Annotated in this window: 9 protein-coding genes; 7 read left to right on the top strand and 2 right to left on the bottom strand. The window is 61.2% G+C overall.

What is annotated here, in order from left to right; translation table 11 throughout:
• Positions 1-19: 19 nt before the first annotated feature.
• Positions 20-8,416, top strand: coding sequence for a GH36-type glycosyl hydrolase domain-containing protein (locus tag JI59_RS04880; protein ID WP_203226083.1), 8,397 nt, complete (start codon positions 20-22; stop codon positions 8,414-8,416).
• Positions 8,417-8,478: 62 nt separating this feature from the next.
• Here the strand turns inward: JI59_RS04880 and JI59_RS04885 are convergent, their stop codons facing one another.
• Positions 8,479-8,730, bottom strand: a complete 252-nt coding sequence (locus tag JI59_RS04885; RefSeq protein WP_007013894.1) for an AlpA family transcriptional regulator — start codon at positions 8,728-8,730, stop codon at positions 8,479-8,481.
• Between the two features lie 51 nt (positions 8,731-8,781).
• Positions 8,782-9,243 carry a transcriptional regulator gene (locus JI59_RS04890; RefSeq protein WP_007013893.1) on the bottom strand — a complete coding sequence of 154 codons (462 nt, stop codon included), beginning with the start codon at positions 9,241-9,243 and terminating at the stop codon, positions 8,782-8,784.
• 348 nt (positions 9,244-9,591) lie between these two features.
• Between JI59_RS04890 and JI59_RS04895 the strand changes: the two genes are divergently transcribed.
• From JI59_RS04895 to JI59_RS04920, 6 genes are read left to right on the top strand one after another with little or no spacing between them, the layout of a single operon-like run.
• Positions 9,592-9,936 (top strand): TrbC/VirB2 family protein, encoded by a 345-nt coding sequence (locus tag JI59_RS04895; protein WP_038577026.1) that lies wholly within the window; start codon positions 9,592-9,594, stop codon positions 9,934-9,936.
• Between the two features lie 26 nt (positions 9,937-9,962).
• Positions 9,963-10,250, top strand: coding sequence for a type IV conjugative transfer system protein TraL (gene traL / locus JI59_RS04900; protein WP_007013892.1), 288 nt, complete (start codon positions 9,963-9,965; stop codon positions 10,248-10,250).
• A gap of 12 nt (positions 10,251-10,262) precedes the next feature.
• Positions 10,263-10,835 (top strand): type IV conjugative transfer system protein TraE, encoded by a 573-nt coding sequence (locus JI59_RS04905; protein ID WP_007013890.1) that lies wholly within the window; start codon positions 10,263-10,265, stop codon positions 10,833-10,835.
• Positions 10,835-11,590, top strand: coding sequence for a type-F conjugative transfer system secretin TraK (locus JI59_RS04910; protein WP_038575567.1), 756 nt, complete (start codon positions 10,835-10,837; stop codon positions 11,588-11,590). Before JI59_RS04905 ends, JI59_RS04910 begins: the two co-directional genes overlap by 1 nt.
• Positions 11,587-12,921 carry a TraB/TrbI/VirB10 family type IV secretion system protein gene (locus JI59_RS04915; RefSeq protein WP_007013889.1) on the top strand — a complete coding sequence of 445 codons (1,335 nt, stop codon included), beginning with the start codon at positions 11,587-11,589 and terminating at the stop codon, positions 12,919-12,921. The genes JI59_RS04910 and JI59_RS04915 overlap by 4 nt, the downstream gene beginning before the upstream one ends.
• The gene (locus JI59_RS04920) at positions 12,918-13,808 is read left to right on the top strand and encodes a DsbC family protein (RefSeq protein ID WP_007013888.1); all 891 of its coding nucleotides are present in this window, start codon (positions 12,918-12,920) and stop codon (positions 13,806-13,808) included. The genes JI59_RS04915 and JI59_RS04920 overlap by 4 nt, the downstream gene beginning before the upstream one ends.
• Position 13,809: the final 1 nt, after the last annotated feature.

The following is a 13,809-nucleotide window of genomic DNA, read 5'->3' on the forward strand; positions in this document are numbered from 1 at the left end:
ACAAGCGCAACCGCGCGCAGTGGCTGTTTGGAGCAGGCTGGAGCGGGTGGGCGCATGGCTGCCCGACGTCCTCGCGGCAGCCCGGGACGCTGAGCCGGCAAAGATGCCCGCCGCCGAGTGGTTGCTCGACAATGATTATCATGTGCGCCGAGCAATCCTGCAGATCCGCGAAGATTTGCCTGCCAGCTTTTATCGCCAGTTGCCCAGTCTCGCCTCGGCCGAGGCAGATGGTTTTCCCCGCATCTTCACATTGGCCCATGGCGTATTGAGCGCGTCGCATCTGCAACTCTCCCCCACGACGCTCCTCCAGTTCGTGCTCGCCTACCAAGAAACAGCCCCGCTCACCATGGCGGAGATCTGGGCTTTCCCCACGATGCTGCGGCTCGCTTGTCTGGAAGTTCTCGTCACTGGGGTTTCGCGCGTATTCGACGCACTTGAGGCACCGTTCGAGGTGAGCAGTCTGGCTTCGGCATCGTCATCACTGGATGACACGGAATGCGTTTCACGAGCTCTTGCCAATCTCGCCGTTATCGAAACCATCCAGTGGAAGGACTTCTTTGACCGCACCAGTGTAATCGAAGAAATCCTGGCGCGTGATCCCGCCGGCATCTATTCGCGGATGGATTTCGATACGCGCGATGATTACCGGCATACGATCGAGCGATTGGCTAATCGCAGCCGTCAAGCGGAATGGGAGATCGCCGAGCGGCTGCTGATGCAATGCCGCCTGCAGAGCCCTGAGCGGGCTCGGGACCATGTGGGCTTTTGGCTCATCGGCGAAGGCCGCGCACAATTTGAAGACATGCTCGAGGTTCGCCCCTCTGGATTTGAAGCCCTCGGCCGCAAACTACTTCGTCACCCCACTGCGATCTACGCATCATCCGCTCTCACTGCAGGCTTGGCAGGTCTGATCGTACCGGCGCTCTATCTTGCCTACACCGGGGCAACGCTGCTGTTCTGGATTATCGGCATCGTGCTCAGTGCGCTGCCCGCCTCGATACTCAGTATCACTGTCGTCAACTGGATCGTTACGCTGCTGGTTCCGCCACGCAAATTGCCGAAGCTCGACTTCGAGGACGCGATCTCCCCCGACTGCGCGACGGCCGTAGTGATGCCCGTTCTCGTCGCCAGTGTGAAGGAAGTGCAGGAGCTGATTGAGCGAATCGAAAGCCATCGCTTGGCAAATCCCGATCCGCTCCTGCAGTTCGTTCTCCTGAGTGATCTTGCCGATGCCGATGTGGCCGAACTGCCGGGCGATATTGCGGTTGAACGGGCCTTGGTCGATGGGATCGAAGCGCTCAATCGTCGTTACAGGGCCCGGGATGGCGATGGGCCGTTCCGCCTTATGCACAGACGCCGTCTCCACAATCCCGCGCAAGGCTGCTGGATGGCATGGGAACGCAAACGCGGCAAGATCGAGCAGTTCAATGCGTTCGTATTGCACGGCGATCTAAGCCCCTTTCCAGTCCGGGCCGGTAATATCGACGCTCTCCGCCAGGTGCGTTTCGTAGCACCCATGGACGCGGACACGCGGCTGCCGCCCCGTGCCGTGCACCGACTGGTCGGGACCCTCGCGCACCCACTCAATCATGCCTGCTTCGATGACACCACCAACCGGGTCATCTCCGGATATACAATCCTGCAACCCCGCGTGGAAATCGCGCCCGTTGCCGCAGGCGACTCTAAATTCACACAGATTTTCGCGGGCGACACCGCGATCGACATCTATTCCCGGGCCGTTTCGGATGTCTACCACGATTTGCTCGGCGTCGGCATTTTCGTCGGCAAGGGCCTCTACGAGGTTGCCCCCTTCGAGCGCAGCCTCAAAGGGCTTGTTCAGGAAAACAGTATCCTCAGCCATGACCTAATCGAAGGTCTTCACGGCCGGGTCGGATTGACGAGCGACATCATTGTTTATGAGACATTTCCATCAAGCTATCTTGATTGGGTCCGGCGCTGGCACCGCTGGATACGCGGCGACTGGCAGCTTCTTCCGTGGCTCGGCCGAAAAGTTCGCGGACGCGAAGGCAAACGCATCGCCAATGGACTTTCGGGAATCGATCGCCTCAAGATATTCGACAATCTACGCCGAAGTCTCATTGCTCCAGGCACGCTCGCATTATTGATCGCAGGTTGGTTCTGGCTGCCGGGAAGGCCGTGGGCTTGGACGTTGCTCGCGGTGGCAGCACCCGGCGCCTATGTGTTGACCGACTTCGTCACCGGATTGGTGCGCCATGGCCTGACGCGAGGTTCGCTGCAACGCTTGACTGCCAATAGTAAGCGATGGGCGTTGGTGCTCGTTCTTCTGGTTAGTGACAGCGTGGTGGCGGCAAGCGCGGTTCTGCTCTCGCTCTGGCGACTTGCGTCACGCCGTCATCTGCTTGAATGGACATCGGCGGCCCATGTCAGCGCCAGTCTTGCCGATCAAAATCCACGGAGGGCGGCATGGCGTCAAATGTGGGGTTCACCGCTAGTTGCCGCGCTGGCTGCCGCGGGACTGGTCTTCTTCAATCCCGCCGCGTTGATACCGGCCGCTCCACTTCTTCTCGTTTGGCTTTTCGCGCCCGAAATCGTCTTGTGGACCGGTCGACCCATACGCCCTGCTGTCGAGGAAATCGATCTAGAGGGCAGCGTCTTTCTCCGGCGTCTTGCACGGCGCACCTGGCTCTTCTTCGAGACATTCGTTCGCCCTGAAGACAATTGGTTGCCGCCCGATAATTATCAGGAGCGTCCCGACGAAGACACCGCGCATCGGACATCGCCGACGAACATCGGGATGATGCTGCTGTCTTCGCTGACTGCGTGGAAGCTCGGCCATATCGGCCTCAATGAACTTGCCGCGCGGACGCGCAACACGCTTGCGACGCTCGATCGGCTCGAAACGTATCGAGGACACATTCTGAACTGGTACGAGACCCGCCATTTGGAGCCGCTGGAACCGCGATACGTCTCGACGGTGGATAGCGGCAATCTCGCCGCCAGTCTGATCGTCGTCAGTCAGGGCTGCCGGGAGGCGGTATCGAGTCCAGCGCTGTCGGCCAACATTTGGGACGGTCTGGGTGATACGCTTGATCTGCTCAACGAAGCTCTGGACGCGGCCGCTATTGAATTCGGAGATGAAGCCCGAATGACGCTGGCAAGGATGCGCGATGACACCAGCGCTGCGCGTTCATGCCGCAATTCATGGAACGAGAGTATCGAAGATCTTTCGACCCGCGCCTATCCACTTCTCGAAACCCATGTCCGCGATGCGATCAACCGCAGCAATGGCGTGGAACCTTCGCTGTTGCGTGGGGTGCAAAGCTGGCTCGAGCGGACGCGGCATCATCTTGATAATATGCAGCGTAGCGTAACGGAATTTTCCCCTTGGCAAGATTTTCTAAATCGCGCTCCCTCCCAATATGCCGCTTGGGCGGCGCAGATGAGGGATGCGCTTACCGCTGAATGCTCACTTCTGGAGATAGAGGCAGATTGCCAACAGGCGCGTGATTCACTCAGCCAATTGGCGTCAGGATCGGAAGCGGCAGATTGGATCAGTGGTCTGGATGAGGCGCTCGACCGCACCATTAAAGCGCATCGGCGGCTGCGCGAGGAGCTCGAAAACATCGCCAAACGTGCTGCGGCCTGGGCCTATGGGATGGACTTTCGCTTTCTGTTTGATGGCGGGGCCAGGCTTTTCCATATCGGCTACAATGTCAGCGCTGATCGCATCGACCCCAACCATTATGATCTGATGGCATCGGAAGCTCGGATCGCCAGCTTTTTCGCGATCTCCAAGGGCGATGTTCCGGTCGAGCACTGGTTCTTCCTTGGTCGCCCTATCACAAAACAAGCCTTGGGGCTGTCGCTCGTTTCCTGGAGCGGGTCGATGTTTGAATATCTCATGCCGAACATCTTTCTGCGCAGCGATCCGGCGACCTTGCTCGGACAAAGCGACCGAAGCGCCGTCGATTTTCAGCGCGCCTATGCGAAAACGCATAACGTTCCCTGGGGTATTTCAGAATCGGGCTTTGCCTCGATGGATCCCGAGCGCCACTATCGCTATCAGGCATTCGGTGTACCCGGTCTCGGGCTGCGTCGAGGCCTGACGAACGATCTCGTCATCGCACCTTATGCAACAACGCTAGCGCTCTCGGTGCGGAGCCACGCTGCGCTCGATAATCTGCGGACATTGGTAGGCCTTGGATTGCTCGGGCGCTATGGCTTTTATGAAGCGGCGGATTTTACGCCGGAAAGAGTGCCGACAGGGCGACATTTCAACATCGTCCGGTCCTATATGGCCCATCATCAGGGCATGAGTCTGGCTGCAATCGGGAATGCCCTCTTTTCAGATATCTTCGTGGACTGGTTTCATGCCGAACCCAGTGTTCGCACGTTCGATCTTCTCCTCAATGAACGCGTCCCCTGGGAACTGCCGCCCGCGATCTCCCGTGAGGAAGTTCCGGAGAGTCGCTCCGGCCGCGAGACCGCAATCCCGGCGCTCCATTCATGGGCTCCCAGACGATCGGACGGTCTTGCCCAGTGGCACACGTTGGGGAACGGCAGGCTCAACAGCCGGATCACCGCCAACGGCGCGGGCAGTCTATGGTGGCACGATTACGCGCTAACGCGCTGGAAACCCGGTTATGGAAGCGATCAGGCCGGTCTGTGGCTTTACCTGCGCGACGAAGACGAGGATCATCTGTGGTCGGTAACAGGCACGCCGGTCGATACTCATGACGATGTCCGCGTCGTGTTCCATGGGCATCAAGCTGAGTTCCATAGTCGTCAACATGATGTCGCTGTCGGCATGACGGTTGGCGTGCCTCCCGGCGATGATCTCGAAATCCGCCGAATCACGATAACAAATGAAAGCGACAGAAGACGTGTTCTCGAATTGACCAGCTATGCCGAAGTCATGCTCGCCCCGCCCCGGGATAGCGAACGGCATCCGGCGTTCAGCAAGCTTTTTATCGGCAGCGAAGCGCTTCCCGGTCTCAAATCTCTGCTCTTTACTCGTCGCCCGCGCAATCCGGACGAGCGCCCCCCGGTCCTGCTCCACCGTCTGGTTGCCGATGATCCCAAGGTGGCCGTCAAGGCCTTCGAGACCGACCGACGACGTTTTCTTGGGCGCAATGGACGCGCCGCAAATCCAGCGGCCATCACCAGCGCTGGCCTTTCGGGCACGGCGGGTTGGACGCTCGATCCCGTCATGTCCATACAGGCTCGGATCACGCTCGAACCCTTTGAGCGCTGCGAGCTGGCATTCGTCACAATTATCGCTGGATCACGTGAAACGGCGCTTCAGGTGAGCGAGCGTTATGCAACAGTCGACGCACTTGATTGGGCTATGAACGACGCGGCGCGCGAAATGGCCCTCAAAGCCTCGCGTGCTAGTCTTGGTCCAGATCAGCTGCCCGATGCCCAGGCGCTGCTTTCGGCGGTGTTGCAACCCCATCCCGCGCTGCGTGCGTTACCTGCAGCCGTCGCCTTGAATCGGTTTGGACAAGCGGGTCTCTGGGCGCTGGGGATTTCCGGAGACCATCCGATCCTGGCAGTGCGTGTCGGCGATGCGCAGATAACCGATGCGCTGCGTAGTGTCCTCGCCGCCTGGCTGTTCTGGAGCCGACAGGGGGTGACAATCGATCTCGTCGTGCTCCACATCGGCATTTCGGGCTATATCGAGCCCGTCAGGGATCGGCTGATCGAAGTCTTGCGTGATGGCAACGCGCACGAACTGCTTGGCCGTGATGGCGGTGTCCATCTCGTCGCCGTGGACCCCGCCCAAGCCGATCGGGCCGCGCTTGTGGAAGCGGCTGCCCATGTCCTGTTGGACGAAGCAGCCGGGTCGGTACGCGATCAGCTCGCCACGCTGTACGTTGCGCGGATCGAGAGTCCGAAGTTCGAGCCTGGAGGCCGAGCCAATTTCGATGAATCCCCCAAATCAGAGGGTGTCAGGCGTCCCAATACGTTGCAGTTCGACAATGGCCTGGGGGGATTCAGCGCCGACGGGACCGAATATATAATCCATCTGGAGGCGGGCGAAACGACGCCGGCACCATGGGCAAATGTCCTGGCGAATGACGAATTCGGTTCGATCGTCACTGAGGCCGGTCTGGGATTCAGCTGGGCGATCAATAGCGGTGAAAATCGGCTGACACCGTGGAGTAACGATCCGGTTGCCGATCCACAGACCGAAATCCTCTATTTGCGTGATGAGGAAAGCGCCCGGGTGTGGACACCGACCCCCCAGCCGGCCGGCGCTGATGAAACCTGCCAGATTCGCCACGGAGCGGGGTATACAATATGGACGCAAAACCGAGACGGACTTGAACAGGAATTGTTGGCTTTTGTCCCATCGGACGATCCGGTGAAAATTGTCCGGCTGCGGCTCCACAACAGCCTTCCCCGGCCTCGTCGGATCACCGCAACCTATTACGCCGAATGGCTGTTGGGCTCGATGGAAGCGCAGCCCAATTCGCTCCTTGTGACCGATTACGATGCCGCGGTTCACGCGATCATGGCAACCAACCGATGGAACAGCGAATTTGGTGAGCGGATGGCATTTCTGACGAGCAGCCGTCCACCGCATAGTCTGACGACGTCGCGCTCGGACTTTTTCGGTGACAAGGGCGATCTTGACTGTCCAGAAGCGCTGCGACGGTGGGATCTCGGCGGTCGTCAACAATCGGCTACCGACAGCTGCGGCGCGCTCCAGGTTCACCTCGATCTTACGCCGGGAGAAACCGCAGACGCCGTCTTTGTCCTCGGCCAAGGTAGCAACCGCGCGCATGCCCAAAAACTGGCCCGTCGATGGCAGGATGAAGGTGAAGTGGAGCGTGCGCTCGAGGCCCGCAAGCGCGGTTGGAACGAGCAGTTAGGCGCCGTTGAGGTGAGCACTCCCGACGCCGCCTTCGATCTGATGATCAATCGCTGGCTACCCTATCAGACGGTGAGTTCGCGCCTGTTGGCGCGCGCGGGTTTCTATCAGGCAGGCGGTGCATTCGGATTCCGCGATCAGCTCCAGGACGTGCTCGCGCTGGTTCATTCGGATCCGGCGCGCATCCGAAGCCACATTCTCACAGCGGCCGCACATCAGTTCGAGGAAGGCGACGTCTTGCATTGGTGGCATCCTCCGTTTGATCGAGGGGTGCGGACCCGCTGTTCCGACGACCTGCTCTGGTTGCCCTATGCCACGAGCAGTTATGTGGCCGCCACTAGCGATGAAACGATCCTGTCCGAAGACGTGCCGTTCCTGCAGGCCCCGGCGCTGGCGCCGGAAGAAAAGGACCGGTATGCGCGGTTCGGACAGACAAACTATGGCCGTACTCTGTTCGAACATTGCGAGCGGGCGTTGGAGCGCGGGTTCATCCGCGGCGAGCGCGGCCTGCCGCTGATCGGTTCAGGTGACTGGAATGACGGCATGGACCGTGTCGGCGAGCATGGCCGGGGAGAAAGTATCTGGCTCGCATGGTTTACGATCGCGACGATCGACGGCTTTGTCGGCCTTTGCAAACGGGTCGGGCGTACCGACCTGGTCGAACGATGGGTCGAGCGCGGTGCGGCGCTTAAGCGTGCCGTCGAGGATTCCGGCTGGGATGGCAACTGGTATCTGCGCGCAATCGATGACGAGGGGCGGCCCTGGGGCTCAGCATCCAATGACGAATGTCAGATCGATTCGATCGCTCAATCCTGGGCCGTCTTGTCGGGCGCGGGGGATCCAGAACGGTCGCGGTCAGCTATGATGGCCGCGATGCGCCATTTGGTCCGGGACGATGACCAACTCGTTCGCCTGCTCACGCCGCCCTTCGACCTCACGCCGCGCGACCCTGGCTATATCAAGGCTTATCCCCCGGGGATTCGGGAAAACGGAGGTCAATATACCCATGCTGCGGCATGGCTTGGAATTGCGCAGACAAAACTCAGGAACGGTGACGGCGCGATCGAGATTTTCAATCGAATCAATCCGATCAATCATACTTATTCATCGGACGCCTGCATTCGGTATTTGACCGAACCTTATGCCCTTGCCGGTGATGTTGCTGGCAGCGCACCACATACTGGCCGCGGCGGTTGGAGTTGGTACACAGGTGCTGCAGCGTGGACCTGGCGGCTCGGGGTTGAGCATATCTTGGGCCTGCGGCTCGTCGAGGGTCGTCTGGTCATAGATCCCTGCCTTCCTAAATCGTGGAAATCTTTTTCAGCGACTATCTCCCGGCCGACAGGATCGCTGAACATCACCGTTGAGGATCCCGAAGGTCTTGGCACAGGCAAAGTCTCGATTGAGATGGATGGCGAGCAGTTAACAGTTGAAAGCGTCGCTTTTCCTGACGACGGCTCAATCCATGAAGTTATCGTTCGCATATGGCCTATTCCTCACCAGACGAATCGACCTGATCGGTATGCAAGGACAGATATTACCGATGAAATTAGATGAAATCATAAAAAGCGCACGGCCGGATCGCGATGCCCTGGCGCTGACCGGCCCCCATCGAATATTCAAGTATTGCCTCTTGCAATTTCATCTATCCAGTCGTTGATCTCCGCTTCCACCCACACCGCACACTTCGGACCAAGCGATCGCGATTTTGGAAAGCGGCCTTCGCTCATGCGCTGATAGATGGCCGAACGCCGCAAGCCGACGCGATCCATGACTTCGGGCAGCCGCAAGAGCCGTGCCAGTGGGGGGACTTGCGGTAGCGCCTTGCCTTCAGTCGCGCCGCCATCAGTAAGCTGGGGATGTGCATTCATGTTCGGTCCTGTCGGGTCAATTCTCAGGGGTCCCCTCCGAGGTGAACTGGATCAGCGCGGCAGCGCCATCGAAATGTCGCGGTTGGTAATATCATCGATATGCTTGGCAAGCATGCGGGCGACGAGCTGCGAAGTTCCGTTCGCCCACCGCGGCCGCAAATCTTCCACGCGTCGCCCAAGCGTGCGCTCGAGTTGGCCCGGCAAGGCCGTGAAGAAGTCCTCAAGGAACTCCCCCATTTCGCTGCGCATCCATTCGCAGGCGAGATCCTCCTGACCTGCCAAGGCGAGGATCATGCTGGCGCGGGGAAAGGCGCCGCACACGTCGAGAACGCGCGCGGCCTCATCAAGTCCGATCGGCCGATCGCCGCGCATGACACGAAGCAACGTCTCGCGGTGGATACCCACTTCCCGAGCAATCTGGTGCTTGGGCTTGTCAGACGACTCGATCGCATGGGCAAGAATGTGCGCGAGGCTGGTGTTGGCTTGGCCTCGGAATGGCGCGGGCTGGTGCATCGACAATAACTCCAACTATGAAGAACTGAGTCGTAGCCATATCGCGCGTGATGCATGTAGGAAAATAAAAAGAACATTTACGGAACATATCGTTTCTAGGCGAATCATCCTCTAGCACCGAGTCGCCGACGATCGCCGCCACTCCTGTCGGGATCCGTCGACGCTAACCACCAAATAAACCGCTGTTTCTGCATATTATCGCCGACGCCGTCCATTCGATGCGTCCATATCCGTCCGCTGCATTGGCGCGACAGGCCATCCGACTTTCCTACATCCATTTCCTAGATGCATGTGGAACACACAGCGAACGTAAGAACGCTGAGTTCACCCCTCCAGATGGAGCTCCATATGCAGTCTCTCACCCTCTCCCGGCGTTCCGGCGCCACCGATCAAAGCCCCTCGAAGCTTGGGCGGGCCATGACCTTTGCAGTACCGCTTGCGGTCGCTGCACTGGCCGCCAGCGCCGCCTACGCGGGCGCCGACACGACCTTCACCCCTGCCCTCACGAAATTCACCGATTTCCTCGAAGGCTCGGGCGGCAAGATCATCACCGTCCTCAGCCTTGCAGGCGGCCTCATCGGTCTCGCCTCGGGCCGGTTCTCGCTCGGACAGGTCGCTGTTCCGGTCGGTGTCGGCATCGGCGTCGGCACGGGTGTTCCGATCGTCACCTCGGTCGTCACCGCGGTCATCTGACGCATCGGACGGGAAGGCGCGTCGCCATGGCAGACCCATATATCATCCCGCGTCGGCTCGACGATCCGGAGCTCATCGGCTTCTGGACCATCGACGAGTTCGCCGGGATGCTCATCCCCTTCACCTGGGGGATCCTAAGCCAGCATATCTTTATCGGCATCATCGTTGCCTTCGGCGCCTGGTTCGCGCTGCGAAAGGCAAAAGCAGGACGCGCCAGTTCCTGGGTAGCCCATGCCGCCTATTGGTATCTGCCGGCCGGATTGTTGGGCCTGAAATCGACGCCGCCTTCCCACTGCCGCCTGCTTGCCGGTTGAGGGGAGATATCCATGTTTGCCGACATTTCACACGAGCGTCAGCAATCGTTGCTGCGCCAGCGCAACCTCTTTGCGCTCACCAGCACGGGGCTTGGCATTGCGCTTGTCGTCGCCGTCAGTCTTGCTGCCACCCGCGACCGCGAAGTCGTGCTCCTGCCGACCCTCCCCAAGCAGCTCACTGTCAGCAGCGCGGGGGTCGACGCCGACTATCTCGAACTCGTGACCCGCGATGCCGCGCTCGTTCTCCTCAATCGCAGCCCCGAGGGCCTCGATTACTGGATGGACGAAATCCTGAAGCTCGCCGATCCGGCAAGCTACGGACGCCTCAAGGCCGATCTCGTCCGGATTGTCGAAGAGCAGCGGGGTTCGGACGTCACCCAGGCCTTCGTCATCCGCTCGATGACCGTCGACCCCAAGGGGCTGACGTCCGACGTGACGGGCACGCTCAAGACCTTTGTCGGCGCCCAGGTCATCGCGAGCGACGAACGCCGTTTCCGCTTCAACTGGACCTACCGGGGCCTGCGTCTCGCGCTGTCAGGCTTCAGCCAGTTGCCCCCCAAAGACCCATCGAAGGAGGCCCAGTGATGGCTTACCGACGCAAGACGCGCGCGTGGAGCCTGGCTCTTTGCGCCAGCACCATATTCGCATTTTCAGGGAGCGGCGCCCAGGCCGCCGACCAGTTCAAACAGGCTGCAGACGGAGCGAGCATCGAATGCGCCGTGTCGGCCCGCGAGCTGACGCGCTTCGCGCTCGTCGACGACCAGTTTGCCAGCGTTTCGAAGATCTCGACCGGCACGCCCTACAACGATTTTGCGGTCACCAACGAACCGCTGCGCGGCGACATTTATGTGTCGGTGCCCGAGACCTATGCGGCGCGGTCGATCAGCTTCTTCGCCACGACCAAGAAAGGCTTCGTCTACAAGGTTTCCTGCCAGGTCGAGACTGTCCCGGCAGTGCAGGTCTTCATCACCAACCCGGCGATCGCGACCAACAAGGCATCTGGCTGGGAAAGCGAAACGCCGCTGGAGACGAGCGCAGTGCGGCTCATCCAGGCTATGGCCAATGACCAGACGGTCGATGGCTTCGAAGTCAGGCAGTCCTCCGCCCTTCCGGCACGGGTCGGCGATCTCGAAATCCAGCTCATCGCCGATTACCGCGGCAGCGCGCTTGCCGGAAAGGTCATCCGCCTGGCGAACCGTGGCCGCAAACCGCTGACGCTAGCCGAAGCGGATCTCGCCTCGTCCCGAACCCTTGCGATCTCAATCGCCCAGCCAACTCTCCAATCGGGAGAGAGCACCGTCGCCTTCATCGTCGGCACGAACGGGGAGATCGGTCAATGAGCGACGCAGCCACCCCCTCGACCCCGGTTCAAGCCGATCCCGCATCGCCTTCGCCTGTGACCAGCCTCAACGCCAAGACCGCGCGGCGGCAGAAGCTTCTGCTTGGCTCCTTGGGCGCGCTCGCGCTTGTCGGCGGCAGCTGGTTTATTTTGGGAGGCGACGACGGCGCGAAGAGAGACGATCCCACCGCCGCCCAGACCATCGACACGGCCGGGCTCATCAATCGCGACCTTTCGCAGCGCGAATTCGTCGCAACCTACGGCAACCGTCTCGATGCCGTGACCCGCGAGCAGAAGGCCCTGAAGGACGCGAGCCTCCCGCGTGAGGAAATCGAAGCCCAGCTCGCCGCGCTCAAGGCTGAGAACCAAGCCATGCGGGTCGACGGCCAGGCCGCGATCGATGCGATCTCGGCTGAGAACGCGGATCTCAAGTCGCGCCTCGCCAGCCAGGCCGCCCCGGCAGCCGCAAGCCTGCCGCCACCGGCCTATGGCCCGCAGGCGGGTGGCTATGATGCGCGCGGTCGACCGCTTCAGCCTGCCCCTGCGGGTGCCGCGCTGGGCGCGGGCGAAACCGGCCTGCCCGGTCCCGGTGAGGTCAAACTCATGAGCTTTACCTCCGACAAGGCAGGAGCCAGCGGACTGAGGGCGGCTCGCCCGGAAGCGCCGCCGGTCGTGGTCGAGGACTCGCCGGACTATCTCCCGCCCAATTCCTATGCTCCTGCCAAGGTCATCGTCGGCGTCGATGCGTCGGCGGGGGTCGCGAGCCAGACCGATCCGCTTCCCGTGGTGCTGCGCATTACCGGTCCGGCGCGATCGGTCATGCAGAACGGCAAGGTTCTGACGACGCGGCTTCAGGGCTGCATCGTCAATGGCGCAGCACGCGGCGATCTATCGTCCGAGAAGGTCTATGTGAAGCTGGCGCGGATGACCTGCGACCAGCCCGGTGGGCGCGTTGCGGTGAGCGAGGTCAAAGGCTTCATCAGCTTTGCTGGAAAATCGGGCGTGCGTGGCCGTGTCGTCAGCCGCGAGGGCAGCCTTGTCAGCCAGGCTCTGCTTGCCGGGATTGTCGGCGGGTTCGGGCGCGGCTTTTCGGCGAACGCCAACAGCGTCTTCTCCGGCGTCACGACCAATGCCGATGGCAGCCGCTCGAAGCTCTCTGCCGGCGACATCCTCGGCGGTGGGCTCGGCCAGGGCGCTGCGGATGCCGCCGATACGGTCAGCAAATATCTGATCGAGCGCGCCGAACAATACCAACCCGTCGTCGAGATGCCGACCGGCATCGATGTCGAGATCGTCTTCCTCGACGGCGTCTACGTGAGGAACTCCCAATGACCCCCGCCACAAACGATCCAACCCCGACCAAGCCGCAGCGCTGGCTGCGACCGGTGGCGACCGCTGCTGCCGTCGTCGCCCTGTCAGCCGCAACGGGTTGGGGCGTGGCCAGCCTCGCTTCCCCGGCCCAGGCTCCCGACACGGCAAAGGTGCGCGCCGCGCTCAAGCTGCGCCTCCCGAAGACGCCGATCGACGCCATCACCTGCGATGGCCTTGGCGGCCTGTGCGAAGTCGCCTCGAAATCGACGCTGTTCTACGTCGATCGCGCGGCCAAATATCTGGTGATCGGGCGCATCTACGACATGGAGGCGCGGCAAGACCTGACGGCAGCCCGTCTCCTCGCACTCAACCCAGACTTGCTGGCTGCTGGTGCTGCACGGCGGAGCAATGCCAACGAAGAAAGCCAGCCCGCCCCGCGCGCCACCCCGCAGAAGGTATCGCTCGCTGGCCTGCCCGCGAACGGCGCGATCACCTGGGGACCAGCCAACGGCCCCAAGGTCGTCGTCTTCTCCGATTTCCACTGCGGCTACTGCAAGAAGCTCGAAGCCGAACTGAAGGCGATCGGCGCGCGCGTCGAGGAGCGGCCCATTTCGATCTTCGGGGCCGACAGCCGCCGCGATGCCGAACGGGTGCTGTGCTCGCCGCGCCCTGAGGTGTCCCTGCATATGGCCTATTCGGGTCTCGCCCTCGCCAATCCAAAGCCGTGTGACACGAGCGGGCTCGATGCCAACGAGGCCTTTGCCAAGGCCCATGGCTTCAACGGAACGCCGGTGATCGTACGCCCGTCCGACGGCGCGATCCTTGAAGGGTATCGCCCGGCTTCCGTGCTCCGCGAATTCCTCAAGCCCGCAAAAGCGGTCGCTCTCGCTCCGGCCAAGAAAGGATAAT

This window comes from Novosphingobium pentaromativorans US6-1 (assembly GCF_000767465.1).
Classification (GTDB): Bacteria; Pseudomonadota; Alphaproteobacteria; order Sphingomonadales; family Sphingomonadaceae; genus Novosphingobium; species Novosphingobium pentaromativorans.

What these genes read in the sequence shown, in the direction of transcription:
- JI59_RS04890 (WP_007013893.1), bottom strand. Translation starts at nt 9,243, where the DNA reads ATGCACCAGCCCGCGCCATTCCGAGGCCAAGCCAACACCAGCCTCGCG.
- JI59_RS04905 (WP_007013890.1), top strand. Translation starts at nt 10,263, where the DNA reads ATGTTTGCCGACATTTCACACGAGCGTCAGCAATCGTTGCTGCGCCAG.
- JI59_RS04895 (WP_038577026.1), top strand. Translation starts at nt 9,592, where the DNA reads ATGCAGTCTCTCACCCTCTCCCGGCGTTCCGGCGCCACCGATCAAAGC.
- JI59_RS04885 (WP_007013894.1), bottom strand. Translation starts at nt 8,730, where the DNA reads ATGAATGCACATCCCCAGCTTACTGATGGCGGCGCGACTGAAGGCAAG.
- JI59_RS04920 (WP_007013888.1), top strand. Translation starts at nt 12,918, where the DNA reads ATGACCCCCGCCACAAACGATCCAACCCCGACCAAGCCGCAGCGCTGG.
- JI59_RS04910 (WP_038575567.1), top strand. Translation starts at nt 10,835, where the DNA reads ATGGCTTACCGACGCAAGACGCGCGCGTGGAGCCTGGCTCTTTGCGCC.
- traL (WP_007013892.1), top strand. Translation starts at nt 9,963, where the DNA reads ATGGCAGACCCATATATCATCCCGCGTCGGCTCGACGATCCGGAGCTC.
- JI59_RS04915 (WP_007013889.1), top strand. Translation starts at nt 11,587, where the DNA reads ATGAGCGACGCAGCCACCCCCTCGACCCCGGTTCAAGCCGATCCCGCA.